The organism is Mucilaginibacter sp. P5_A6 (assembly GCF_056400585.1).
The window spans coordinates 47,510-71,572 of the sequence record NZ_JBFUKZ010000027.1 but is presented as its reverse complement, the minus strand read 5'-3'; the positions used below and the strand labels follow the sequence as shown (position 1 = coordinate 71,572).

General features: G+C 40.0%; 24 protein-coding genes and 1 tRNA gene. 14 read left to right on the top strand and 11 right to left on the bottom strand.

All coding sequences use genetic code 11. From position 1 onward, the window contains the following. Positions 1 to 19: 19 nt before the first annotated feature. Complete coding sequence (locus tag AC1DO4_RS23740; RefSeq protein WP_477420047.1) at positions 20 to 1,123, bottom strand: acyltransferase; 1,104 nt, start codon at positions 1,121 to 1,123, stop codon at positions 20 to 22. Between the two features lie 238 nt (positions 1,124 to 1,361). After that, positions 1,362 to 2,225 (bottom strand): ice-binding family protein, encoded by an 864-nt coding sequence (locus tag AC1DO4_RS23735; RefSeq protein WP_477420046.1) that lies wholly within the window; start codon positions 2,223 to 2,225, stop codon positions 1,362 to 1,364. Positions 2,226 to 2,984: 759 nt separating this feature from the next. Here AC1DO4_RS23735 and AC1DO4_RS23730 point away from each other — a divergent pair. Further along, the gene (locus AC1DO4_RS23730) at positions 2,985 to 3,392 is read left to right on the top strand and encodes an acyl-CoA thioesterase (RefSeq protein ID WP_477420045.1); all 408 of its coding nucleotides are present in this window, start codon (positions 2,985 to 2,987) and stop codon (positions 3,390 to 3,392) included. 277 nt (positions 3,393 to 3,669) lie between these two features. Here AC1DO4_RS23730 and AC1DO4_RS23725 read toward each other — a convergent pair whose 3' ends face one another. The 3 genes from AC1DO4_RS23725 to AC1DO4_RS23715 all read right to left on the bottom strand — a co-directional run bounded on the left by AC1DO4_RS23725 (position 3,670) and on the right by AC1DO4_RS23715 (position 6,512). Continuing rightward, the gene (locus AC1DO4_RS23725; RefSeq protein WP_477420044.1) at positions 3,670 to 4,782 is read right to left on the bottom strand and encodes a hypothetical protein; all 1,113 of its coding nucleotides are present in this window, start codon (positions 4,780 to 4,782) and stop codon (positions 3,670 to 3,672) included. After that, positions 4,782 to 5,417 carry an ABC transporter ATP-binding protein gene (locus tag AC1DO4_RS23720; protein ID WP_477420043.1) on the bottom strand — a complete coding sequence of 212 codons (636 nt, stop codon included), beginning with the start codon at positions 5,415 to 5,417 and terminating at the stop codon, positions 4,782 to 4,784. The genes AC1DO4_RS23725 and AC1DO4_RS23720 overlap by 1 nt, the downstream gene beginning before the upstream one ends. Positions 5,418 to 5,531: 114 nt before the next feature. Beyond that, positions 5,532 to 6,512, bottom strand: a complete 981-nt coding sequence (locus tag AC1DO4_RS23715) for a D-alanine--D-alanine ligase (RefSeq protein ID WP_477420042.1) — start codon at positions 6,510 to 6,512, stop codon at positions 5,532 to 5,534. 288 nt (positions 6,513 to 6,800) lie between these two features. Between AC1DO4_RS23715 and AC1DO4_RS23710 the strand changes: the two genes are divergently transcribed. From AC1DO4_RS23710 to AC1DO4_RS23680, 7 genes are all read left to right on the top strand, one after another. Next, positions 6,801 to 7,592, top strand: coding sequence for a PASTA domain-containing protein (locus tag AC1DO4_RS23710; RefSeq protein WP_477420041.1), 792 nt, complete (start codon positions 6,801 to 6,803; stop codon positions 7,590 to 7,592). After that, complete coding sequence (locus AC1DO4_RS23705) at positions 7,573 to 7,878, top strand: rhodanese-like domain-containing protein (RefSeq protein WP_477420040.1); 306 nt, start codon at positions 7,573 to 7,575, stop codon at positions 7,876 to 7,878. Before AC1DO4_RS23710 ends, AC1DO4_RS23705 begins: the two co-directional genes overlap by 20 nt. A gap of 22 nt (positions 7,879 to 7,900) precedes the next feature. Next, a complete protein-coding gene (gene mltG, locus AC1DO4_RS23700; protein ID WP_477420039.1) occupies positions 7,901 to 8,953 on the top strand; it encodes an endolytic transglycosylase MltG in 1,053 nt (350 codons plus the stop codon). Next, positions 8,953 to 9,360 carry an acyl-CoA thioesterase gene (locus AC1DO4_RS23695; protein ID WP_477420038.1) on the top strand — a complete coding sequence of 136 codons (408 nt, stop codon included), beginning with the start codon at positions 8,953 to 8,955 and terminating at the stop codon, positions 9,358 to 9,360. Before mltG ends, AC1DO4_RS23695 begins: the two co-directional genes overlap by 1 nt. 10 nt (positions 9,361 to 9,370) lie before the next feature. Then, positions 9,371 to 10,345: a YihY/virulence factor BrkB family protein gene (locus tag AC1DO4_RS23690; RefSeq protein ID WP_477420037.1), complete on the top strand. Its 975-nt coding sequence runs from the start codon at positions 9,371 to 9,373 to the stop codon at positions 10,343 to 10,345. Positions 10,346 to 10,450: 105 nt separating this feature from the next. After that, positions 10,451 to 10,537: transfer RNA gene (locus AC1DO4_RS23685), tRNA-Ser, on the top strand. Positions 10,538 to 10,966: 429 nt separating this feature from the next. Next, positions 10,967 to 12,109, top strand: a complete 1,143-nt coding sequence (locus AC1DO4_RS23680; protein WP_477420083.1) for a site-specific integrase — start codon at positions 10,967 to 10,969, stop codon at positions 12,107 to 12,109. A 770-nt stretch (positions 12,110 to 12,879) separates the two neighbouring features. Here the strand turns inward: AC1DO4_RS23680 and AC1DO4_RS23675 are convergent. The 3 genes from AC1DO4_RS23675 to AC1DO4_RS23665 all read right to left on the bottom strand — a co-directional run bounded on the left by AC1DO4_RS23675 (position 12,880) and on the right by AC1DO4_RS23665 (position 16,679). After that, positions 12,880 to 13,770: a hypothetical protein gene (locus AC1DO4_RS23675; protein WP_477420036.1), complete on the bottom strand. Its 891-nt coding sequence runs from the start codon at positions 13,768 to 13,770 to the stop codon at positions 12,880 to 12,882. Between the two features lie 261 nt (positions 13,771 to 14,031). Then, on the bottom strand, positions 14,032 to 16,008 hold the full coding sequence (locus AC1DO4_RS23670; protein WP_477420035.1) for a KGGVGR-motif variant AAA ATPase: 1,977 nt from the start codon (positions 16,006 to 16,008) through the stop codon (positions 14,032 to 14,034). Beyond that, the gene (locus AC1DO4_RS23665; protein WP_477420034.1) at positions 16,005 to 16,679 is read right to left on the bottom strand and encodes a toll/interleukin-1 receptor domain-containing protein; all 675 of its coding nucleotides are present in this window, start codon (positions 16,677 to 16,679) and stop codon (positions 16,005 to 16,007) included. The genes AC1DO4_RS23670 and AC1DO4_RS23665 overlap by 4 nt, the downstream gene beginning before the upstream one ends. A 299-nt stretch (positions 16,680 to 16,978) precedes the next feature. On the opposite strand from AC1DO4_RS23665, the gene AC1DO4_RS23660 reads away from it, so the two are divergent. Continuing rightward, positions 16,979 to 17,167: a hypothetical protein gene (locus AC1DO4_RS23660; protein WP_477420033.1), complete on the top strand. Its 189-nt coding sequence runs from the start codon at positions 16,979 to 16,981 to the stop codon at positions 17,165 to 17,167. A 233-nt stretch (positions 17,168 to 17,400) separates the two neighbouring features. Here AC1DO4_RS23660 and AC1DO4_RS23655 read toward each other — a convergent pair whose 3' ends face one another. Further along, positions 17,401 to 17,598, bottom strand: coding sequence for a hypothetical protein (locus tag AC1DO4_RS23655; protein ID WP_477420032.1), 198 nt, complete (start codon positions 17,596 to 17,598; stop codon positions 17,401 to 17,403). Between the two features lie 440 nt (positions 17,599 to 18,038). Here AC1DO4_RS23655 and AC1DO4_RS23650 point away from each other — a divergent pair, with 440 nt between their 5' ends. From AC1DO4_RS23650 to AC1DO4_RS23630, 5 genes are all read left to right on the top strand, one after another. Beyond that, positions 18,039 to 18,587, top strand: coding sequence for an N-acetylmuramoyl-L-alanine amidase (locus AC1DO4_RS23650; RefSeq protein ID WP_477420031.1), 549 nt, complete (start codon positions 18,039 to 18,041; stop codon positions 18,585 to 18,587). Positions 18,588 to 19,213: 626 nt separating this feature from the next. Next, positions 19,214 to 19,525, top strand: a complete 312-nt coding sequence (locus AC1DO4_RS23645) for a hypothetical protein (RefSeq protein ID WP_477420030.1) — start codon at positions 19,214 to 19,216, stop codon at positions 19,523 to 19,525. Positions 19,526 to 19,818: 293 nt separating this feature from the next. After that, a complete protein-coding gene (locus AC1DO4_RS23640; protein WP_477420029.1) occupies positions 19,819 to 20,328 on the top strand; it encodes a hypothetical protein in 510 nt (169 codons plus the stop codon). Positions 20,329 to 20,603: 275 nt separating this feature from the next. Beyond that, positions 20,604 to 20,789: a hypothetical protein gene (locus AC1DO4_RS23635; protein WP_477420028.1), complete on the top strand. Its 186-nt coding sequence runs from the start codon at positions 20,604 to 20,606 to the stop codon at positions 20,787 to 20,789. Between the two features lie 175 nt (positions 20,790 to 20,964). Further along, positions 20,965 to 22,434, top strand: a complete 1,470-nt coding sequence (locus tag AC1DO4_RS23630; protein ID WP_477420027.1) for a CHAT domain-containing protein — start codon at positions 20,965 to 20,967, stop codon at positions 22,432 to 22,434. A 289-nt stretch (positions 22,435 to 22,723) separates the two neighbouring features. Here the strand turns inward: AC1DO4_RS23630 and AC1DO4_RS23625 are convergent, their stop codons facing one another. Together AC1DO4_RS23625 and AC1DO4_RS23620 are read right to left on the bottom strand one after the other, a co-directional pair. After that, a complete protein-coding gene (locus AC1DO4_RS23625) occupies positions 22,724 to 23,479 on the bottom strand; it encodes a hypothetical protein (protein ID WP_477420026.1) in 756 nt (251 codons plus the stop codon). An 80-nt stretch (positions 23,480 to 23,559) separates the two neighbouring features. Then, positions 23,560 to 24,063, bottom strand: coding sequence for a hypothetical protein (locus AC1DO4_RS23620; protein ID WP_477420025.1), 504 nt, complete (start codon positions 24,061 to 24,063; stop codon positions 23,560 to 23,562).

The following is a 24,063-nucleotide window of genomic DNA, read 5'->3' as shown; positions in this document are numbered from 1 at the left end:
ATCAGCAATGCCCCCTCTTCTACCCTGTAACATGTTTAACCAGTGGCAATTTGCTCATGGCATAAATCAACAGCCACGATAACAGGAAACACAATAAAGCTACCAGCGGAATACTTAATATGGGGATAAAAAGTGTATAATTAATATCGGCCAACTCAAGCAAGGTCAATATTAGGGCATGGCTAAGGTAGATGCCCAGTGTATATTTCCCCGCATTATCGAAGATGCGGCTGATTGTCGGGTTTAATTTGATCACAGTATATTTTGCCATTATAAACGCACATGCCGAAAGTATCACTATAAATGGACCTATGGGTTCATAAAAAAAAGTGCTTAGTGCATTATCCTTTACCTGCAGGTAATAAGTTCCCCAGGAAATTAAAGCAACAAGGCCGATAAATAACAAACCGGCAATAACCGGTAAAGCACTCAATTTAAAGCGTTTGTAAGTGAGGTAATGCCCCAGCACCAGGTAGCCTATATAACCTGTAAAATTATGAAGATCAACAGCTGTGTTAAAAACACTTAGGTATGGAGTGCTTAACAGCATAGCTAAAAACCAGATGGCCAGGAAGTATAGCAGTTCCTTTTCTGTAGCATTCCGTACAAATTTGCCCAAAACCGGGGTAAACAGGTACAAACCTATCAACAGGTACACGTACCATAAATGATAAAAGCTACCGGTTTGTAACTGGTATATTACCAGTTTAAGATCGGCGCCAATATTGCCGTTAAACGCAATCTCTTCGTTATATAATTTGTACCCTATATAAACCAGGCTCCAGAAGATAAATGGCAGGATGAGCCGGCCGATACGCTTTTTTAAAAAATCACCTAATTCATACTCCCGATGGAGTGATAATGCACCGGTTATCATTACAAAAACCGGTACAGAAAAGCGCACCAATGCGTTGTAAATATCACCAACCAGCCAATTCTGTACAGGGGTGCCTTTATATGCAAAAAGCAATGGCGAAGCAGTATGTAATACAATAACAGCAAACATAGCTATCAGCCGTAAATTATTTATCCAGTTAATGTTTTGCTCTTTATACTGCAAAACGGCTTCGCTAAATTTCATCGGATAAACATATGCAATATTTTGTTTGAGCGGATATTTCATTTTTATTTTGCAGGTCCACTTTGCAATTATTACTCTTTCCTGTTCATCACACTAAAAGCCTATTCCCCTCTCCCACTTTAAAAATCCAAATATTACTATAGTTTAATTTTATATAACATAAAACAAGGCTGTATCATAACCATGATCCAGCCTCGTTTTATAATGATTATACTCTTGCGCTAATATTGTTTTGTAAACTATAATTCGACGTCAGTGACTTCGATTAGCGTAAGTATTTTTAAGGTTTAACTGTATTTGCAATCATAGTAACCGCCGTTTGTGCAAATAATTTGCCTGTAACTTTAGCGCCTGTATTTAAAGAAATCAGTGTTTTACTGATAATAATGCCGCTGAATTTAGTATATGTTCCAAGTGTAGCCTTACCAGAAACTATCCAGAAGATATTTTTGGCCTGGGCTCCGCCTGTCAAAGTAATGATGGCGCTATTGTTTACGGTAAGGTTTTGTGCAATCTGAAAAACCCATACATCATTAGGTCCCCCATTTAAAGTTACACCTGCATTTGTTATTAAAACTCCTGTACTCCATTTGTACAAGCCGGCAGGTAAAACTTTGCCGCTGATATCGCCTGCGTATTTATTAACTAAAGGTGAAGGAATTGTTATTCCATTTGCCGTGGTAAAAGCGGTTTTCATGTCGTTTACGGCTGTAGTCATTTTTGCCGGTGTGGGAACCGCGTAATTGGGTGCATAAACCTTTCCCGTTACAATGGATGTATGTGAGGATTGATTATTAGTATCCATTATTAATCCAAACCCGGTTATTGCTGTGGAGGCAATTGGGCTTGTGCCTATATCACCGGTAACCGAGGTAACGCCCGTAGTACTAATACCTGTTGCTGTTAAAATTGTAAAATAATTTGCTGTTTTGAGGTTTATTGGTGCAAGGCTGGCAGTTGCCGCTAAACTTGCCAACAATGAGGAATCGGGAAGCGAAGTTGTTGCCCCTTCAGTATTTTCCTTTTTACATCCGGCTGTAAAGACAACAAGCAATAACATTAATGACCAAATGATGTTGAACCGTTTATTATAGTTACGATGCACCTGGGTACTGTTTTGGGTGAAATTGTTTTCTTTACTCATGATTAAATGAATTAAATAATGGTGATTTTTTTACGCTAAAAACGTTAAAGGTTAAAATTCAGAAGTTTACAAATCTGCCTTTCATTTGCAGCAGAAGAGCAAAGCAAATGCCTGCAATTTGGACCGAATCAATACTTTTTATTTAAATAACTTAATTATTATTTAATAATATTTCCAAAATCGACCATTCAATGGTTGTTAAGTCTATAAAGTATAGAAAAGATCAATTTTTATTTTTTTCAATAGTTAGGCTGGATAGGAAATAATAAACACCGCAGTTAATTAACTCAATAGTTATTACTGCTTTATTTTATTACCCAATCAATCGCCATTATTTCGTTTGAATTAAAACCAGGAAGGTAAAATATATTTTAAGGGGCCCGATTGCTATGTATGAAATAATAAGTGTTCTATAAAAATATTGGGAATGGTTAATTTAACTTTTAAATTGATTATGATTAGTATTGAGGATATACTGTAGGCATTGAACTAAAATTGCATTAAATGCAATACGCTATTTAAAATGAGACACCTATGGAAATATTTTTTCAATATTGGCCGTAAAAATAGAAGCATTGATATCGTAACGTATTGCAAATGCAAATCTATAATGTTTAATATCGGGTGAAATATAAAGCCGTTTTAAATTACTTCGGTAATAATATAGTGCATTTCATTTTTTAATTTTCGCGTGTTGTCGTACTTTTAACGCGTTCGGGAGTGAGGCGCAGTTTTTACTTTTTGAATTTTAACTTTCCTATGTATTCTACTTTCGAAACCGAATTACGTGTACGTCCTGATGATATCGACATGTTTCAGCATGTGCACAACAGCAAGTACTTTGATTATGTGCTGGCTGCCCGTTACGACCAGATGGAACGGTGCTACGGCATGGCCATGGAAAAATTTATGGAACGCGGTTTTGGCTGGGTAGTGCGTGTGGCCCATGTTGACTATAAGCGCGCTCTCGCTTTGGGCGATTACTTTATTGTAAAAACCGGGATTGAAGCCATCGACGATAAAGGCTGCCGCGTAGCCTTCTCGCTCCGTAACAAGGCCACCGGCAAAGTATGTTGCGATGGCTATTTTGATTATGTAATGATTGATATGGTAACTGGCCGGGGTACTAAGATTCCGGAAGATGTGATTGCGCAGTATACTGTGTAATGGACAATTTTAAGTTAGCAGTAACCGCGGAATATTGACATTACATGAAGATATTAGCAATGCCTGCAGCCCGGGCTGTACGCTCATACTGCACGGGCCTTATCAGCCAGCCGGCTGACGGTATCCGCTGCCATCCCTATTGCGAAAAAATTGTTTGAACCGTGATTCATCGGATTAAGAGATTACCAGGATTTTTTATTAAATTGTATATCCCTTTAAAAAAACCACTCACCACTCACCACTCACCACTCACCACTCACCACTCACCACTCACCACTCATTGCTCCTTACTCACCATCCCCTGGTAACTGTAATAGTTAAAGTAAAAAAACGAGTAGGCGATCCCCAAATTCAACGGTATCAACACCCATAGTAACCGAAACATGATCACCCAAAATAGGATTACAAACAGGCCCATTATCCATTGAATGTATTTATCCATATTTAACCCGAACCAGTATAGCAGGCTATGGAATAACATAGAGGTACTTAAACCGGCAAGCAGCAGCTCCGCAGCTATGAGCGGGTTAAATCTGCTGAACAGCCAAATGCACTCTGGCAGTAAAAAAAAGGAATACACGCCCACAAAATTAAGGAACAACCAGAATCGGCTGTAGGGCAGGTTACGCGAAAAGCTCAGGCGGGTTTCTTCAAAGCGGCGGGTTTCAAATATTAAAACAATGTGGGCTGTTATTACCGCAAGTATCGCTATGCCCGCTACGCGCAGATCTGTTTTAACATCGGCAAACAAATAAAACACGCCGGTAATAATAAGCCATGATAAAGCTTTGGTTACAAAATACTGAATTTTAAGACTATCAAATACGTGATAGATATACAAGCTAAAATACGGTTTGCGCCATTTGCTGCTCAGTTTTAACAATAGCGATTGCTTACTTCCATCAATCAAACGATTTAACTGGTGTGTATACAACAAAGCGCTGCAATAAATTATCCCTGCTATAAACAACAACATAATTACAGGCATTATATAATAATGGTGCATAAGCCCTACCCCAACTGTCAACAGTGCATAAATAATGATTGGAAACAAAATATATGCTTGTGTATAAAGCCAGCTTTTTAATTGTTCGTTTCGGCTTAAAGCGTTGCTGCTATAAAACAGGAATTGCTTTTCGGGCGCAAGTAATTGTATCAACACGTAATGCCAGCTTTTAAATACATAAATAAGCCATCCGCCAAAAACCATCATGAGCATTACAGGACTACTGCACATAGCCATCATCAACGATTCATGGTAACTGATGAGCATATTACCCGGCACACATCCTACCATAATAAAAAATACGAACAACAATATTGGCGCATGCACCTGGTAAAAACCATTGGCAAGTACTTTCAGCAACACGTTAGTTAACGGCCGCCCCATTATGTAATGAATTTTAGAGTTTGTTCCTCAACCAACAGTTCGCGTGCAACAGGCAAGGCATCATGCTCCAGCGTTTGGTGTGATGACAGCAGGAAACTGGTCCCCTGTTCATTATAACGTTCGGCAATCCAGTTATTCAATATCTTTAATGATACGGTATCGATAGTGATAAGCGGTTCATCTAACAAGATCAATTTGGGGCTGCCCATAAAAGCCAGAACCAGCGAAAGCTTTTTGAGCATCCCGCTGGAGTAAGTACCCAGCGGCTGGCCTACATAGGCTTGCATTTGCATAGTTTTTATGTAGTGCTGCTCCTGCCCTGCCGGTGCATCTTTGGCCTGGGCAAACAAGGCAATCATTTCGGTACCTGTTAAAAACTCCGGAAACACAGGCTCGGCCTCGGCGAAGTTTACCAGTTTGCGATAAGCCACCGGTTGTTTTTTGATGCTGATACTGTTATCAAGCAAAATATCGCCCTCAAATGATAAAATACCGGCAATGGATTTTAGCAGTGTGCTTTTACCTGACCCGTTAACGCCTTTTATCCAATATACGCCGGGATTGATGGAAAATTTATCAATTTTAAGCGCCGGAAAACCACCATACAGTTTCTTGAATTTTATAAGTTGCAGCATTGCTAATTGGATAAAAAAAAGGTCGGCATTGTTACAGGTAAAATAAAAAAGACGCAAATATGCGTCTCTATATTTTTAAATTAAATTTCGAAATCGAACCTCCGATTTCCGAAATCATATAGCTCCCTCAATCAAAGATCCATAAAACTCACCCACATTCATACCGGCCGCTCTCACCTGCTGTGGAATCAGGCTGTTTGCAGATTGACCCGGCGTGGTGTTGATCTCGATAAAATAAAAATCATTGGTACCTTCAAGCAAAATAAAATCAACCCGCACCATCCCCCTGCAGTTCAGGCGGATGTATACTTCGGTCACTATTTCGGCTATCAGCTTATTTTGCTCTGCAGGCAAATCTGCGGGGGTTATTTCTTTGGTTACCCCCGATGTATACTTAGCTTCGTAATCAAAAAAATCTTTAGTGGTAAGTATCTCCGTAGCCGGCAAAACGGTTATTTTACCGTTGAGGCGGGCAATACCAATGCTAAATTCGCGGCCTTTAATAAACTCTTCTACCAGGATCTGCTCATCTTCATGAAAAGCCTTTTTCAATGCATCAGGCAATCCGGCTACATTATAAACCTTACTCATACCCACACTACTTCCGCCATTATTTGGTTTAATGAACAGCGGGAATTTCAGCGTAGCAGCAATAATGGCCACGTCATGCATATCCTTCTCAAACAACCGCATAGAATGGGCAGTATGTAAGCCATGTATCCCATTCACAATAGTTTTGGTATAAGCCTTATTCATGGTAATGGCCGATGTGGTAGCATCACAAGTATTATAAGGAATACCCAGCATATCTAAATAGCCTTGTATCTTACCGTCCTCGCCAGGGGTGCCATGTATGGTTATAAAGGCAAAATCAAACTTAATTTTTTCTCCGCCTATAGTAAGGCTGAAATCATTTTTATCAACATCAACAGTTCCGTCTGTAATTTCATGAAACCACCTATCGCGGTTTACATATATGGTATAAACTTTATACTTTTCGGCATCAAGATTACCGGCTATATTTTTCGCACTGTTAACAGATACTTCATACTCACCGGTAAAGCCACCGGCCAAAAGGGCTATATTTTTCTTCATATTTTATGGTCAGAAAGTCCGGAAGTCAGTAAAGTCCGGAACTGATTTTTTCAATTATTACGGTCTGAAAACAAATAGGATCAAATCCGAAAGCAAATCCCTCAAATTTAATAATTATATGACGTGGTAATAATTTTTTTGACTTTAGATACAGGCGACTAATCTTATTATAGTTCAGTACACTGATAACTATCCGACTTACATACTTTCCGACTTTCGGACTCTCCAAATCCAAAATAATCACTATGTTTGATACTTATTTGACTGTAATTATCCTTACATATACTGATGAGCAAATTTGGGGCTTACTTAAAAACAAAATCATTTCGTTATAACCTTATAGGCGCTATTGTTACCGTAATAGTGGTTGTTTTAATAGCCTTTTTTAGCTTAGGATATTACACCAACCATGGCTCGGGCATACCGGTACCAAAGCTTAAAGGCGAGAAGATAGACAGGGCTATGGCCTTGTTAAAAGAGCAAGGATTTGGCTATAAAATAGATTCTGTTTACGTACCTGACGCCGAACCCGGCACCATAGTAGAACAGGATCCGGATGCCGGAACCAATGTTAAAGAAGGGCGTGTAATATACCTTACCATGGTAACATTACAGGCGCCTCCCGTAGCACTGCCCGATCTGGAACAAAGCACTTACCGCGAGGCTACGGCTACCTTATCCAACTATGGTTTAAAAATTGGCGATACAACCTACCGCTCAGACATTGCGCGCGACCGGATACTGGAAGTTCGTTATGGAGGTGAGGTTATAAAAGCGGGTTTCAAATTGCCTAAAGGTTCAAAGGTTGACCTTGTATTGGGTGATGGCGAGGGAGCCAGTGAAGTTGAGATACCTGAATTGATAAACCTTGATCTTGATGCCGCGCGTTTTGCAATAAAGGGTGCAGGCCTATCTGTTGGTACTATCACCTACCAGGGAACTATAACAGATTCGACCAATGTTGTGGTTTCTGGCCAATACCCTATGAAAACCGATTCGTTAAGTAAAACCAGTATAGGTACACGTATTAATATTACGGTTACACAAGGTACAAAAACTGATGCAGCCCCAACAAATTAACGCAGCAGAACTGCTTGCCCGTATAAACAATGGCGAGCGTATAAATTTGATAGATGTACGCGAAGCTATTGAATACCACACCTTTAATATAGGAGGCAGCAATATCCCGCTATCGGCCCTTGCCGATAGCATAAATAAATGGGCTTACAACAAAACAGATGAGTTAATCGTTATCTGCAAAGTTGGTTTGCGCAGCCAAACCGCGCAAACACTATTACTGCAAAATGGTTATCAAAACGTTAAAAACTTAGCTGGTGGATTGATGGCCATCCAAAAACTAAAATAATTACTATTCATACTTATTTATCATGACTGAACAAAAGTCAAAATCAGGATTATTAAAGAAATTCATTATAGCCTTGGCGCTGGTAATAACTATATTACTAATTTTTACGGGTGTAAACTATTATTATAAATACTTTGGCGCCAATGTTACCGGCAAACAGGAGTATTTGTATATACACACCGGTGCAACTTATGCAGATGTTTTAAAAACCATAAAAGAGCAGGATATGGTTAAGGATACCGTAACATTTAACTGGGCTGCTACCAATATGAACTACATCAGGCGTGTTAAGGCTGGTAAATACCGCCTTCGCGAGGGCATGAGCAACCGTAAACTCATCAATATGCTGGCATCCGGTACTCAGGAGCCAATCCAGCTGGAGTTTCATGGGCTTAGGATGAAGGAACAGTTTGCCGGTTTTGTATCTAAAAAGATCGAAGCCGATTCAACATCCATCATCAACCTCCTTGATTCGGCAGGTTATGTAACTAAATATGGTTTTACAACCGATAATGTGTACACCATGTTTATGCCAAACTCCTACCAGCTATACTGGAATATATCGCCCGATAAATTCTTTAAAAAGATGTATGCCAGCTATGAAAAATTCTGGACACCGGAGCGTAAGCAAAAAGCCGCAGCCATTAATCTTTCGCAACAGGAAATATCGGTTTTAGCCTCCATTGTTGATGCCGAAGCTTTACATGATAACGAAATGCCGGCAATTGCGGGGTTGTACCTCAACCGCCTTAAAAAAGGCATGAAACTGGAAGCCGACCCCACGGTGATCTTCGCACTTAATGATTTTACTATCAAACGGGTGCTCAACAAATATCTTTCTTATAATTCGCCCTACAATACTTACCTGCATACAGGGCTGCCTCCCGGCCCAATCATGATGCCTTCGGTTAGTGCGGTTAATGCCGTACTTGACTATCAAAAAAGCGAATATATTTATATGTGCGCAAAAGCCGATTTTTCGGGATATCATGCGTTTGCAACCAATATGACCGATCACCTGGTAAATGCCCGTAAATTTCAGGAGGCACTTAACCAGCGCAACATTAAAAGGTAATGTTTGAGCATATCACCAAAATAAGGGTACGTTACGGCGAAACCGACCAGATGGGCTATATGTACTATGGTAATTACGCCGAATTTTATGAGGTTGGCCGTGTAGAGATGTTACGCAGCCTGGGTTTAACCTATAGCGGAATGGAGCAATCGGGCATTATGATGCCTGTACTGGAATTAAAATGTAAGTATTTAAAACCCGCTTTATATGATGAAGAGATCAGCGTAAAAGTGATCATGGATAAAATGCCTGGCATTCGCATCCATTTCAGATACGAGCTGCGGAACGAAAAAGGTGAGCTCATTAATACCGGTGAGACGTTGCTGGTATTCATCAACATGCAAACAAACCGCCCCAGCCTGCCCCCAAAAGATTTTATGGATAAATTATTGCCATTTTTTGAGTAAGTTTGGTTAAATGAGATGGCTGCACCACTTTTTGTTGCGTTTTAAGTTTTACCAATACATTATCGAGTGGACTAAATACATCATTATCCCAGGTTTTCGTCCGTTGCCATTGTATACTGTTATTGATTTCTTTATAACCGAAATCTCTAAAAGTTCGCTCATAAACCGGGCATATTCACTTGCCTATAGTTTTATGATGGCTATTTTTCCGGCAACCATCTTTTTATGCACATTAATACCTTATATACCAATAAATCATTTCCAGGGTAATTTGCTAAGTGTATTGGCGTCTATAATGCCTACAGAGGCGTATCTGGCCTTTAGGGAGACTATTATAGATATCATCAAGAACCAGAATGGCAAATTGCTTTCTTTTGGTTTTTTGCTAACTATTTATTTTGCCACAAATGGCGTGATCAATTTAATGAAGGCATTTAACAAGGCGTCGCTAATTACAGATAGACGACGCTGGTTAAAAAGACGTATGGTAGCCCTTGGCATTACTATGGCTATCGCCATGGCTTTTTTAATTTCAATAGCTATCATGATAGCCGGGCAGGCGGTTATAAGCTGGATACGATCACGTGTAGACAGCGAGAACCATTTCTGGATCTATCCAATCATGTTATTCCGCTGGCTTATGATCATCGTTATATTTTTTGTTACCATAGCATGCCTTTATCGCTACGCCCCTGCCCATAAAAAACGTTGGAAGTTTATAAATCCCGGCTCCGTTTTAGCAACTGGTCTGGCTGTATTAACCTCGTTGGGTTTTTCTTACTATATTAACAATTTTGCATCATACAATAAGGTGTACGGATCGTTAGGAACTGTGATAGTCGCGATGCTTTGGATGTACATAAACTCGTTAATTTTGCTCATCGGATTCGAATTAAACGCGTCCGTGGAGCTTTCAAAACGAAATTTACGGGTAATAAAACCCCGTTATAACAGCTTCAGGCAGAAAAAAACAGATGATTTTTAAAATTAAGCTATTGACACTCAAAAGCTTAAAGCCATATATTAAGAAATTAAAAAAAAATCGTTATCCCGGCTTGCCAATTCGCTTCGGATTTGTACTTTTGTCCCCGGAGAGCTGGCAGAGTGGTCGATTGCGGCAGTCTTGAAAACTGTTGAACTGTGAAAGGTTCCTGGGGTTCGAATCCCTAGCTCTCCGCTGAAAATATAAAGCCCTGTAAATCAAGAATTTACAGGGCTTTTTTACGGAGAGCAAATCTCCCGAACCTAACTTTTCAAAAATGAAAAACCCCCTAATTATTGAAATTAGGGGGTTTTTCATTTTTAAGATCCTTTTAAAAACACGAAAAAATGCCCGAAATCACAAAACTCTACAGCGTCATTCGTAGCGTCTTTTGCTTACAAAAAAGACGCTCTCTTATTCTATTTATACAGATAAAACAGGGCAATAAAAGACCGATAAAACGGGCCTGATTAATACCTGCCAATTACCTTGCTTTTTTGATTTGACATACTGCTTTAACAAATTTGACGACATTAAAAAAACGATCATGCTAGAAAAAAGCTTCGGTTTGCTTTATTTTTTAAAACAAGCCAAAAATCAAAAAGATAAAAAAGATATGTTTACCTGCGTATTACAGTAAATGGCGATCGCCGGGATATATCAACCAAAAGACAATGCCTACCTAATCAATGGAACTCACAGTCAGGCAGAGCGGTGGGCGATAACGAAGAAACAGAAGAATTGAACTCCTACTTAGATCTGATTTCATGTAAAGTTTATCAGGCGAAAATCAAACTACTTGAAGGTAATAAACTTGTAACTGCAGAAAATATAAAAGACGTACTCATTGGAAAAGATGAGAAAAAACACTTCATCATGGAAGCATTTCACCTTCATAACAAACAAATGAAGGTTTTAGTAGGACGACAAATCGCTCCAGCTACATTAACTCGTTATAAGACCGCATACGACCATGTAAACAACTTTATTAGATGGAAGTATAGAAAAGATGACCTGGAGGTAAAGGAATTGGATTATGAGTTTATATCACAGTTTGTATTCTGGCTTAAAACAGAAAGATATTGCCGTAACAATACGGCAATAAAATATTGGGGGAATTTCAAAAAAATTGTCTTAGAATGTAAACAAAAGGGGTTGCTAACCAGCGATCCGTTTTTGGGCTTTAGAACAAAACGAGATGAGGTAATCCCAGTTGTTTTAACCAAGGATGAGCTAACCAGAATAGCGAATAAGCAATTCGACACAAAAAGGCTCAAGCATGTCCGGGACATATTTCTTTTTAGTTGTTATACCGGGTTAGCTTATAGTGATGTTTATAAACTGCGAACTTCCAATATTGTGATTGGCGTAGATGGCGGTAAATGGATCATTACAACCAGGCAAAAAACAAAATCGAGCACAAGACTTCCATTGCTTCCGTATGCCCTGGCTATTCTTGACGAATACAAAGATCATCCCAAATGTATAATTAAGGGTACTCTCCTACCCGTCCTGACTAATCAGAAAATGAATTCTTACTTAAAGGAGATTGCCGATGTGGCTGGTATAAATAAAAAGCTAACTTTCCATACCGCCAGACATACTTTTGCCACTACTATTACGCTTACCAATGGAGTACCAATGGAAACAGTGTCAAAAATGCTGGGACATAAGTCGCTTAAACAAACACAGCATTATGCTAAAGTGCTCGATGTAAAAATCAGTAAGGATATGAAATTATTAAAAAGAAAGTTGAAGCGTGTTTAAATTGGTTATCACCCTCCTTGGCAATGGCTCGTTAGTAAACAAGGAAAGCGCAAGTTTCGCTTTCCTTGTTTATACTCTTAACTTATCCAAACAGATGATTAAACGGTTAACTGTATTATACATCCGGAATTAATTACCCACTGATTATAAAAATAAAAAAGCCGTAGTTCAGAACTCTCCCTCTCCTTACCAATTTCATATATTGCTACAATTAATATCAAATAAAAAGTTGTAGAAAAGCCCTTATCCTGTTTATTAAAAAAACTTATAGACGTCTTTAATGGTAAGCCCTCATGATTCTAGTCCAGTCTATGAATCCGGGCAACTCCTGCCTTTTATCACAGTTTTTAACAGATGGTTCATCAGGTTTTTGAAATGTTGCGCCGTTAACGCTTTTTAAAAAGTTTTCAATGACCTGATGAACCATAAATAATATATTGTAATCTCAAATAAATAAACACGTTCGACCGTTTAAAGCCGTTTAATTTCTATTATTGTCGCTATCGTTGGTTCGTGGACAGCATCCAGTTCGGGTACGCTGATATAAAGCAGGTCACGGCTCCGGCTGACGGGTACACACACCGCATGGCCGTGCTCATTGGCGAAACGACCGTGACTTTTGAACCGGATGAAGCAGGCGGCTACCGCGCGCTGACCCAGGATCTAAAAGATTAGAAGTTACAGGATACAGCTTTGCTACGGGCTATTGTCGAACGCCTGCAAAAATTATAGTGGATGATTATTCCGGGATCTCCAGGGGAAATAATGTTTTAAGTGACCACTGCGGTTCCCGTTTGAATAACCTGTTCCGCTCCTCCGTTACATCTTCGAACAATATCGGCGCTTTTAACAACCTCATAAATGTTCGTCATTTTATCGGTCACCTTCTCGAAAAAGACTTGGTGCTTGGTCTTCCCCGCCATCAGATCCGCATACCCCTTTCGCAATGCATTCAATTCATAAGTATCGATTAACTTCTCCAGTTTATCTGCGATACTTGCCGCTTTTTGCGCCTCGCCCATAAAATCCAGCAGCTGATATTTAAACATCAGGCAGGCATATAGATTTTCAATATGCATTAACCTTTCGTAGGCTTCTTCTACCTTATCCACCATTATCATGCCTTTTTCCAGCCGCTTCCTGGTTTGAGCGTTGATGGGTCCCTCAACCTTAAACGTTTCCGGGCTCCAGTTTTCAAAAGCATAAAAATGAAAAGCTTGCTCATAGTCCCATTCTACCTGATCCATCATCAGGTTGTTGATGGCTAAAAAGTCATACTTTTTAAATGCAAAATCGGTTAAGGTTTTGTATTGCGTTCGCAACTGCCGGTCAAAAACTTCCCAGTCCCTGTTGATCGTGTCCCGTAATACATCTTTCTTTCTGCCCAGTGTGAAGGAATAATTATTGGTTAACTCATGCAATAACAAATCAGCTTCTATACTCAACAGTTTAGAATAGGCCATGATCCGCGTCACAGGGTTATGTTCCTCTTCCGTGATCAGTTCCCTGCAATTCTGATAAAACCGGGAGATCATTTCTTCCGGCGTACCGTCGTTAGCCGTCAACAGATGGTAGCTATTGTCCAATTTGATGAAGGTGCCCACATTTTCAGTTGCTACGATTTTTGCAGTAGCCGCATGAAGGGTATCCTGGTCTATCATGCCCAACAGGCAGCGGGAGTGCAGCAGAAAATAATCGACCAAACCTCGACTGTGGACATTCCGGGAGCCTTGATCAACTTATTCCGAAAACTGCAAACAGGCAGTTCCGTAACACTTTGATCATATTAATTCATTGACTGTTAAGTGCGATTTTCCAAATCACAAACACAACTCGATGCTCTAAGGCGCACGGAATGCAATGGTCTAGCTACTCAGAATATCCACTTATGTGCTTTCATATTGACCTATTAGACCATCTTATTATTTCTTAATGGAAGGGATGGTCAGGTTTTGAAGATCGCCCTCACTCCCGTTAAACTGATCCAAATCGATCTTTACACCGCCGGTATTGGTCACGCCATCTATTTCCCCCTCCGTGGTGAATTGCCAGAACGTCCAGGTTTTCCAGCCATCAGGCCATTTCGGTGAAAGCAGTAAGGACTTCGGCCGCGGGTTGTTATTTGGGCCATAAACGCCTACCCATAAAGAATAGGAAAGGAACCGTTTGTCCTGCGCCAGCACTTTGGCAAAGGTATAGGGTGCATAAATAATAGGCCTGATATGATAATGACTTTCCAGCGCGTCCAGTAAATATATGACATCATCCAGCTTGGTTTTGGCGTTGCCGGCATCCAAATCCAGTACCGGCGGCAGATCGCCGGCTGTTAAATGAACGCTTTTGATAAAATTTGCGGCTTGTACGCTCACGCTTGCCCTGTTGGTAAAATAGTGATATGCACCCCTAATCATCAAGTTGGCTTCGGCCTGCTCCCAGTTTTTTGCGAAAGTACTATCGGTATGATCGCTTCCTTCGGTAGCTTTGATAAGCACGAAGCTGATTCCCACCCTTTTGACTTTTGACCAGTCGTTGACCTGGTTGAACCGGGATATATCCATCCCGATAGGTTTACCTAATTCCTTAATCGCGTTAAAAACGGGCAGACTATCCGTTTTCTTAGAAGCGGAACGTAAAGAATCAAATTGTTTAGCCTGCACTTTTAAGATCGAGTCTTTAATATGCTGGGTGAGCACAGCCGGATCGACTTTCGCGCCGGCCTGAAAAAAGTAGATTCCAAATGCTATCAAGATGCTGACCACCGCCCCGCCTATTGCCAGCTGGGTTGTCCTGCGTTGTTTCCGTTTATTATTTTCTATTTCGTTAAGCGAATCATCCAGCTGAACTTCTTTCAGCTTCACGTTCCGTTCAGCAGAGATATAAGAGTTTTTAACGTCATCATGATCCAGGTTGATATCTGGGTTCATCGCCGAATAAATAAAATCCTGACGATTGTTGAGAAAAATATCGGCGTTGTTAAGCTGTTTAGCCACCAGCGCGGCTAGGCCTTGATAGGCATAGCCCATTCGCACTGGGTCTTTTACTCCTTCGTCAGCGACGGGCAGTCCTTCACCGAAACTAAACAAGGACGAATAAGGTACTTTTGTCTGCACCAATAGCTCATAGTTATTCAACCCTTTAGGTATCCAGGGCTTGTAGATCGCATCCAAACCGTCCGCGAACTTGCGCAGCCAGAGGGCATGCGGGGCGCTCTCCGCTGAATCCATGCGCGTGGGTACCGGCAACGCAGGTAGTTCCATCCGATCGTCAGGCAGAGTCAACCTGCCTTCCGCAACTTTTGCCGCGATCCGCCGGATCCCGTCGAATCCCTGGTCCGTAGGTGTAAATAAAAGCACCAGGAGGTCGGGTAATTGTATAGTACAGACGCCGCCGGTGTCCGTTACTCCCGTGCGGCTGTCGATCAGTATGAAATCAAACGCTTTCTTCCATTCGGTACGGAACCGTTCAATGATATTGCCGCCATTATAATTGCTGTAGAAATCGTTAAAATCAAAGTTCCTGACCTTTTTATAATATCCATCATCTACCCTTCCGGAAGTGATCATAAACAACTTATCTCTGATCAGGACAGCGGTATCGTCATTTTTTATAGGTATAGGCATAAGGCAATCCTGCCACTGTATTTTAGTGCCGCCGGTATTCATCTCACTGCCCAGTACATCAATGAGCCCGGGTTTATCCCGGGCCGCAGCAATCGAAATATACGTTTTGAAAAAGTTTTCAAGGCCCGGTGCCTCCAGGTCCCAGTCAATCATCAATGTCCGGTATCCCCAGTTAGCCAGTAGCACGGCCACGTTGGCCAACGCCATTGACCGGCCTACGCCACCCTTATAAGAATAAAAGGTAGCAATGGTACCTGGTTGTTTCCCTGTCTTTTTCATAAGGTAGGTAATGTAAACCTTTGGGGTTGTTGTTGCGGTGGCGGCGCGTCGAACCTGGATACAAAATAATCGGTCGTGCGCCACTGTGGATCCCAATCAGGCACCGACATCAGCCTTGGATAAATACTACGGAATACCCAGTCGTATATCTTAAAGCGCAGGTCGTCATAGGCTGGTGTTCCTTTAAAGCCTGCAGCAATACGAAAAAAACGTTCCCTGTCCAGTTGTAATGGTAAAATATGGTTTAGAAGCCGGGCGGCAGCATCGACGCCGTAAACTGCGTTCCGTTGTATAGGAAGCTCCTGACGCTCGTCAATAAATAACAGCGGGAAGACTAGGCCAACATGATCCTCGTTATTCCGCGCATCGGTTTCCTCTTCTCTTCTGAGCATAGCCGATAATTCAGCAGTGCACCAGTAGGAGTTCGTGAAATAATTTTTGGTAAAAACGCAGATCATACACTTGGAATTGGCCACACCATCCCTCAATACCTCGGGGATACTTGCCCCTCCTACGGTTTGCTTGACATCATGGAAAATATCATCATCGCCGAAGCGGTCTTTTAATTCGTCCATCACATTCGACAGGATAGGTACGAATACAGATTCGACCCAGGCCTTGACATCGCCATTCCATTTATAGCTGATAAAAATATCGTGTCGATAGCTCATTGGATTTATGTTTAGGTATTAATTACCAGACAGTTAAATTATAAATTATCCGTCATATTTCAAAGCTGATTTTATTATTTCCGTAGGTCGCCAAATGCTCAACCAGCCTTATGCCGAGCAGCTCGCCATCTCTTTATAACTCCCACCTTCGCGTGAGCATAAGCAGAACATATCGGTTACGAAAAAACTGACACGTCGCTGCGCGTCCGTTTTAACTAGGACAAAGTGTTCTTGGCGATAGAAAGTATTTATCATTATACAAAGAACAAATACCTGCCGTGGCTAATCTACTTAGTGCTATGATCATCGAACTTACTGGATCAATGCCGCTCCAAAAAGAGGGCCGGCAGCCTGTACTAGCGCAGCATATTCACGAATACCTAATTGAAATTGACTGTTTTTCATTTTTAAGCGTGTTAGTTTACCTCTTCATTCCGAACACCTCACTCTCTAAATCAATTGTTCCAAGCGCCAAATCTGGCGAATAAATCAATGGACTCTTGGTATTTATAAGCGAGCAGATAATTTATAATTACTTCTTTCCAAATCGGCTTTCTTAAAATATCAGCATAATAGGAAAGCGGAAAAGTGATATCTCTCTGCTTAAATAATTTATTTTGGATAGATTGTTCCACCATTTGAACGTAGTAAAAGAATGAGTCAAAGCAATCTTTAATATACTTTTCTTTATCAGAGTGGCTTTTTATCTCATCGCTGAATGCTAAGGTTGCAATAACTTCATGTATATATATATAGTAACCGGCTTCCCATCTATCTGATAATTCCGCTCGGGCCAATCAAGCATTCGGGTCGCGTCCTTGGCTTTGGGATTACTAACCAACTCGTCCATAAGCTTCTTGGCTGCTTCGGTCTGTTTCCAGCGAAGATCACGCGCACGAATTTTTCGGTTGAGCCTCATTTGCTTGATAGCAGTAAAGGCTGCTGTCAAACCACCAATGGTTCCCAATCCTTTGAAGACTAAGTCCAAAATATCCTTGGTACACATAACGTCATATTAAGTGCCTGTATAATAATTAAATATACATAATTAATTAAAAATCAAACTAGGGAATGATAATGAGGCATAATGAAACGTTTGGGTGTTTTGCAGATCAGCTTTGAGCGAAGATCAAGGACGTTCATTACTAAATCCCAACCCCAAATTCTGCCTATCATTACATGAATTATGACTTTTACAGTATTATTAATTATAAATTAACCAAGAAGTTTACACATAATCACAGAATATTATACAATTATCAAAAAAGTCAGAAATAATGGATTTAAGATTGTAATATTGACTTAACCAATATTTAATAAACCGAAGATACCCAATCACTTACTTCATTCCTACCCCAAATGAAAGTTAAAGCTCACTGGCTTCAAGCTGATTCAGCTGACGAGAAGATAACAATATCTCCATCCGGTAATGCCAGAAACCCCATAGATCCCGATTATTTAGTCATTCATTATACTGCAACTGATACCGCTCAATCTGCTATAAATTGGTTCATGGATACCAAATCAAATCCGGATAAGATTGCTGCGCATATTGTATTGAGTTACGATGGAACGATTACGCAATTAATTCCTTTTGATCACAGGGCTAATCATGCTGGCATGAGCACCTGGGATGGTGTTGATGGCTTAAACAGCCATTCAATCGGAATAGAAATTGTAAATCCTGGATTTGTTCAAAAATTACCAAATGGCGGTTTTCAAAGAACCACTGATGATGGATTGAAAACCTACCCTCCCGCAGAAGCTCACCAATTTATCGAGGCTCACCATAAACATAGGTTTTGGAAAGCGCAATATTGGCATATATTTCCTGATGCACAATTACAGGCTTTATATAAACTTTGCAAGGTCTTAGCTGAGGAATATCACCTAGTAACGGCGTCATGATGATATATCGTCAGCCCGTAAAGCAGACCCTGGCCCGGCATTTCCGTGGGATGCATTTAAGACCAATGTATTTGGGCAGACGAATAATACCGGGAAAATCTACATTGTAAACACAGATGGCACTAATTTCAGAACCTCATTTTCTACAACTTCGCCTGCCAAAAAACAACTAAATAAGGGATACGAAGTTGGTTTAATTGAAACCAATGGAGCCTGGAGTAAGGTTTATCTTGTCAACAGCGAGAGCGAGGTTATGATACAGGGCAAAAGCGTCAAGAATATCGGATGGATCTTTAGCGCTTTGTTGACACTGAAAATCTGATATGAACTTGAAATCCCAATAACCTAAACCAGGGCAAAGAACAAACTTAAACGATCACTATTTTATTTACTTACTAACACAGGAAATAACAACGATTCACCAAGGAACCGAATCCATTTTTCACCAAGCCAGGAAGTGCTGATTCGAACCAGTATTAACCGATCAGCGAATTAACACCCTTAAGATTACATCAATGCGTTTTTAAAGTCAATTATACTGCCTCATTACTGATAATTAAGTTCTAAAAATTGGCTGATAGCGCACTTATTGCAAAGTAGTTTAAACAGTTATTAAATACGATATCATGAGCAGCTTTCCAATTTTAGATTTAGTAGTAGGAATGATTTTTATTTACTTCTTACTGAGTATCATTTGTAGTTCAGCCGTGGAACTCTGGTTTTCTTTAATGAAAACCAGGGCGAAGATTCTCGAAAAATGGCTTGTTACCATTTTTAATTCTCCGGCGTTAGATCCGAACGGGCAAACTAAGGCCGACGGAACGACGGTGGGGCAAGCCATAATGAACCATTGCATAACCACCGCGCTTTCAAAGACAAATAAATCAACTACTTATATTGATCCGGAAATTTTGCGTCGGCATTACTTGACCAAATAACGCTTACCCCCGTAGCTTCAGGAGGAACGCCTGGAGCGGTTCAACCGCCTCCTCAGGATTTAAAAGGATATATTGATGCGATTGAAAAATCACCTGCGATATCCGGCGAATTAAAGAGAGCTATCTTAAGTTTTGCATTTCAAGCCCAGGCTGCTACAAGCGTATTGCAAAAGATTCCCGCGGTTGCCAATCTCACAACTAATATTACTACGGCAGTAAAAAGTGATATTGATTAGTTTCGTGAGTACCTGGAGCATTGGTATGATACCGTTTCAGAAAGACTAACAGCATCGATGAAACGCAAAAAGGCAATTCCCGCAACATTTATTGTTGGTTTCGTGCTTTCCATAGCATTAAATGCCGACTCCATAGCTATAGCCAGGTATTTGTATAGCCATCCTGAAGAAAGCAAAAAATTCGCGGACAAAGCGATGAGCGATTATCAAAAGTACAAAACGACGGTAGATAGTTTGAGAAATACGGTAAGGCCAGCAGATACCACCAGGCCCTCTGTTGAAAAGGTGGCAGCTCAGACCCAAAAATTGCAGAAAGAGGTTATTTTCCTTACTAATGCTGTACCTCCTGCCTTGCCGCTGGGCTGGAGCCGGGAACCATATGACTTTAAGAAGGATTTCTTTAGTTCAGTCGGAAAAACCATTGCCGGTCATGGAATTGGATGGTTGGCAAGCATTCTTGCCATTTGTTTGGGAGCTCCATTTTGGTTTGATCTATTAAACAAGATTGCCAACCTAAGAAGTTCAGGTCCGAAACCGTCGACAACAGATCAAAAAAATGCGTCCTGAGTTTGGAGAAGGTGGCGTAGTAATGATGGCCAAAAAATAGAAGATAATAGTTGAATGAAGATTACAAGGCGCATTACCCAAGATCACCAAAGCAATGAATTATACTCATTGCTCATCTGGGGAGATATCACATTTTCGTCGTGTTAACAGGACAATTCTCGAAACGCTTTTTTACAGGATTTAAAGAATCTAACGAGTTGAATATTAGTCTTTAATACTGTTTGTATATTTAGTAGAAAATATTTATTCTTAAGATGTTTTTTACATCTCAAAGTATGCTAACACTTACCGGGGCTTCTGGAGCCGCTCTTATCATTTGTAACGGGATGCAAAAAGCATTAAACTTTAACCCTAAATGGCTTGCTTTGACTGTAGCAATTGGTATATCCTTTTTGGGGTGTACGAAAGCAGCGGTAGACAATGGGATAATTATTTTATTGGACTTATTAATGGTTTTCTAATATTTTGTACAGCTGCAGGAGCCAATGAATCTATTGGCGGAAAAACTGGATCAAATGAAATCAAAGAACGAACTCGTAACGGTTCGCAAGAAGATGAAAATAACTCATCCGGTCAGAAGAGAAAATTGTTTTCCTCCTGGTTCCATTGAAATGACTATTACCAAATTTCAAGAATATGCAAAATCAAATAAATGTCTTGGTAGTTTTTGCAAACCCAATCGGCACAGATTCACTTAATTTAGGGCGGGAAGATAAAATTATACGCGAAGCTATTCATTTGAGTAAACATCGTGATCTTTTTTCGTTAGAAATTTGTCACGCTGCAACAATCCATGATTTGCGAAGAGCGTTGTTAAACGGCGATTTTCAAATAGTACACATCTCCGGGCACGGTTCTGGTGCTGGGCTAGTACTGGAAGATGAACAGGGTGGAAAATTCGTTGTACCTCAATCAGCTCTATCCGCTCAGTTGTCCGCATATGTTAAGCCTTTCGGTCAACTCGAATGCGTCATACTCAATGCCTGTTATTCTCTTAATCAGGGTAATCTAATTTCTTTGAATATGCCTTTTACAATTGCTATGGAGGGTAGAATTGGCGATACAGCAGCAATCGAATTTTCAAGGGGGTTTTATGACGCATTGGGGGCGAACAAAGGAATAGAATTTGCATATCAAGAAGGCTATCGTAATGTAATGCTATCCGCGCCGAGATCGCCATTTATATCAAAAATATTAAAGAATGGACAAATCGATCAACCAATTGATTTTTCCACAGACTACAGTGGTTCTGAGCAGACACGAGGTCCTTTTAAGGATCAGCTTAATAAAAGCTTAATTGGAATTGCGGTAGATGTATCTGGTTCTATGAAAATGCGAATCAATAACAACTCAAAACAACAGCTTACAAGGATGCAAAGTTTTGGGGGGGCTCTTGATCGATTGGCCAAAAACGCAAGTGAGATTATACAAAAAAATAAATCACAACAGATTGATACCTCCATGAGCGTATTCGCATATGCCTTTGGCCTAAGAAGTGGAAATGTCTGTGATCTATTGTCCTTACTTAGGATAGGAAGAGAAATAATTTCTCCGGAAGAAATTGAAGAACTAAAAGACCGCTATTCGCGAGAAATGAGAAATAAATATAGTTCCTATAGTGGATTAGGAGAATTGGCTCAACAATTTGGTCTTGGAAAAATGATGCAAGATGCTGAAAACATAGTTAGAAGGTCTGCTGAAGAAGAAATTAGGAATAAAATTATGCTTATAATCAGGGACAGGCTCGAAAAAAGCTTAATAGAGACGGGAGATACAACTCTGGGTATTAACGAATTAGCGGCACTATCYGAAAGTAACGGCGAGACATTGGAAAATGCAGAGGAATTTATATTTGGGTCGACCCCAATGAAAGAAGCATTTTCAAAAATTCAACAACGCTTTAGAAGGGAATTGGCTAAGAGCCCCAAAGATACGGTGCCTATACTATTTGTTCTATCTGATGGAGATCCTACTGACGGGAATCCGCTACCAATTGCGGAAGAAATAAAAAATGCTGGAGTAACCATTATCACCTGCTTTGTAACTGATAGGATGCCGCTGATCCAAAAGTCTTACCAGGAAAGAAAGACGAAAATTGGGATGTAGCGGCAAAATTAATGTTCGATATGGCTTCAACCTTTGAAGGACAAAACATCTTTATGGATTTCCTATTAAAAAAGGGTTGGACGATAACCAAAGACGCCAAGCTCTTTGTTCAGGTTAATCACTCTTCTATCATGGAGGAATTTATTAACGTAGTTCTTTCACCCTTGAATAACAAATCTAATAGCCTCCCTGAAGGAAGATGACCTAGATATAACCCGTCCGGGTTCGGGGCCGGGGTGATGTCGGCACGCCTTGGTTTTAAATGTTCGTGTTAGCAATTCATTAAATATCATGTTTTAATCAGCGTAATTAAGGCAATAAAAAATGCAATTGTTCCTGATATCCAAGACGTTCTATTTTGTTTCGTAAAAATAGCACAAGATAATGTGATTAGCATACCTTGAATAACAATCTTAATAAAAACATAGTTCTTGATATGGTAGTAATTAGTACTAGAGAAATAATCAAACGCCCACCACACTATAGATATGATAACAATCACTGAAATAATGGTTGTGCGTTTAAATTTCTCCTTTAAAATTTTGTTGTCTTCTTTTAATTTCTCGATTTCCTTTTCATAATTGGTCTCACTTTCGATTGCTTTAGTTTCCTTTACGGCTTTCTCTTCTTGCTTAAGTTTCACCAGGTGTTCAAAATTGTTTAACACTGCAATAAGTTTCTCTTCAATGATTTTTTCTTCCTGACGTCCTTCATCAGCGTAAGCCTTTACAGATTGAATAAAGCTCAACGAGTTTTTATTTGCAAGCTTATTTAGCTCATCTGGTTCTATGATTTTTTTCCTTGCTATCATAGAAGCGATCATTACTGTATCATCAGCACTAATTTGTGTCCCTCCGTACTTATTAAAATTATCATCTAAGGTTTTTAAAACTTTTGAACTTGGTAATGCATCGGAAATGGTATTTGAGACTAAGCGAGTTAAACCCAACACACTGAGGTTGGAGCTATTTATAAGAGGAGTGACGTTGGGATTACTAAGCCACAAGTAATTTAATATCTCATCGGCCCTTATAATATCCGGCAAGAATCCGTTGGTCGCGGGTATCGCAATATTATTATGCGTGTTCGTAACAAACCAGCAACTCGCCTTTTGTATTGTTCCCTTTATTGGTTTCCCCCTCTTTTCTCTTTGACATAAGCAATAGCTGTTGCATCATGAAGAGCACTAAAGCCATTTGTTCCTCTTAATCTTTGATAAAATTCTAAAATTTCGGTATATGCGTATTTTGCTATATTTCGATATTTTTGATCGTTAGCAACAATCCTTATGCTGTATTCTGTTTCTAGTATTGTTTTCAAATTATTAGCGATCTGTTGAAGTTGAGTTTTTGTTAACCCCCTTCTTTTAGCAGCATTGTAAATGCTCTCAGGATCCAAATAACCTTGAAAGAATGAGTTTTCTAATTGATTTGCTTTTCGTTCAATTAACATTTCCACTTCTTCAATAGTAAATGGAAGTATTGATGCTTTATAACCGATTCTGTTGCAGATCTCAAGGATCTTTCTACATGTGTGCGTTGATTCTTCTGAATTTAAATCTAATATTCCAACTATAAAATTTGTATCCAACAATAATTCAACTGTATTGGTTATAATGCCGATGTCCAC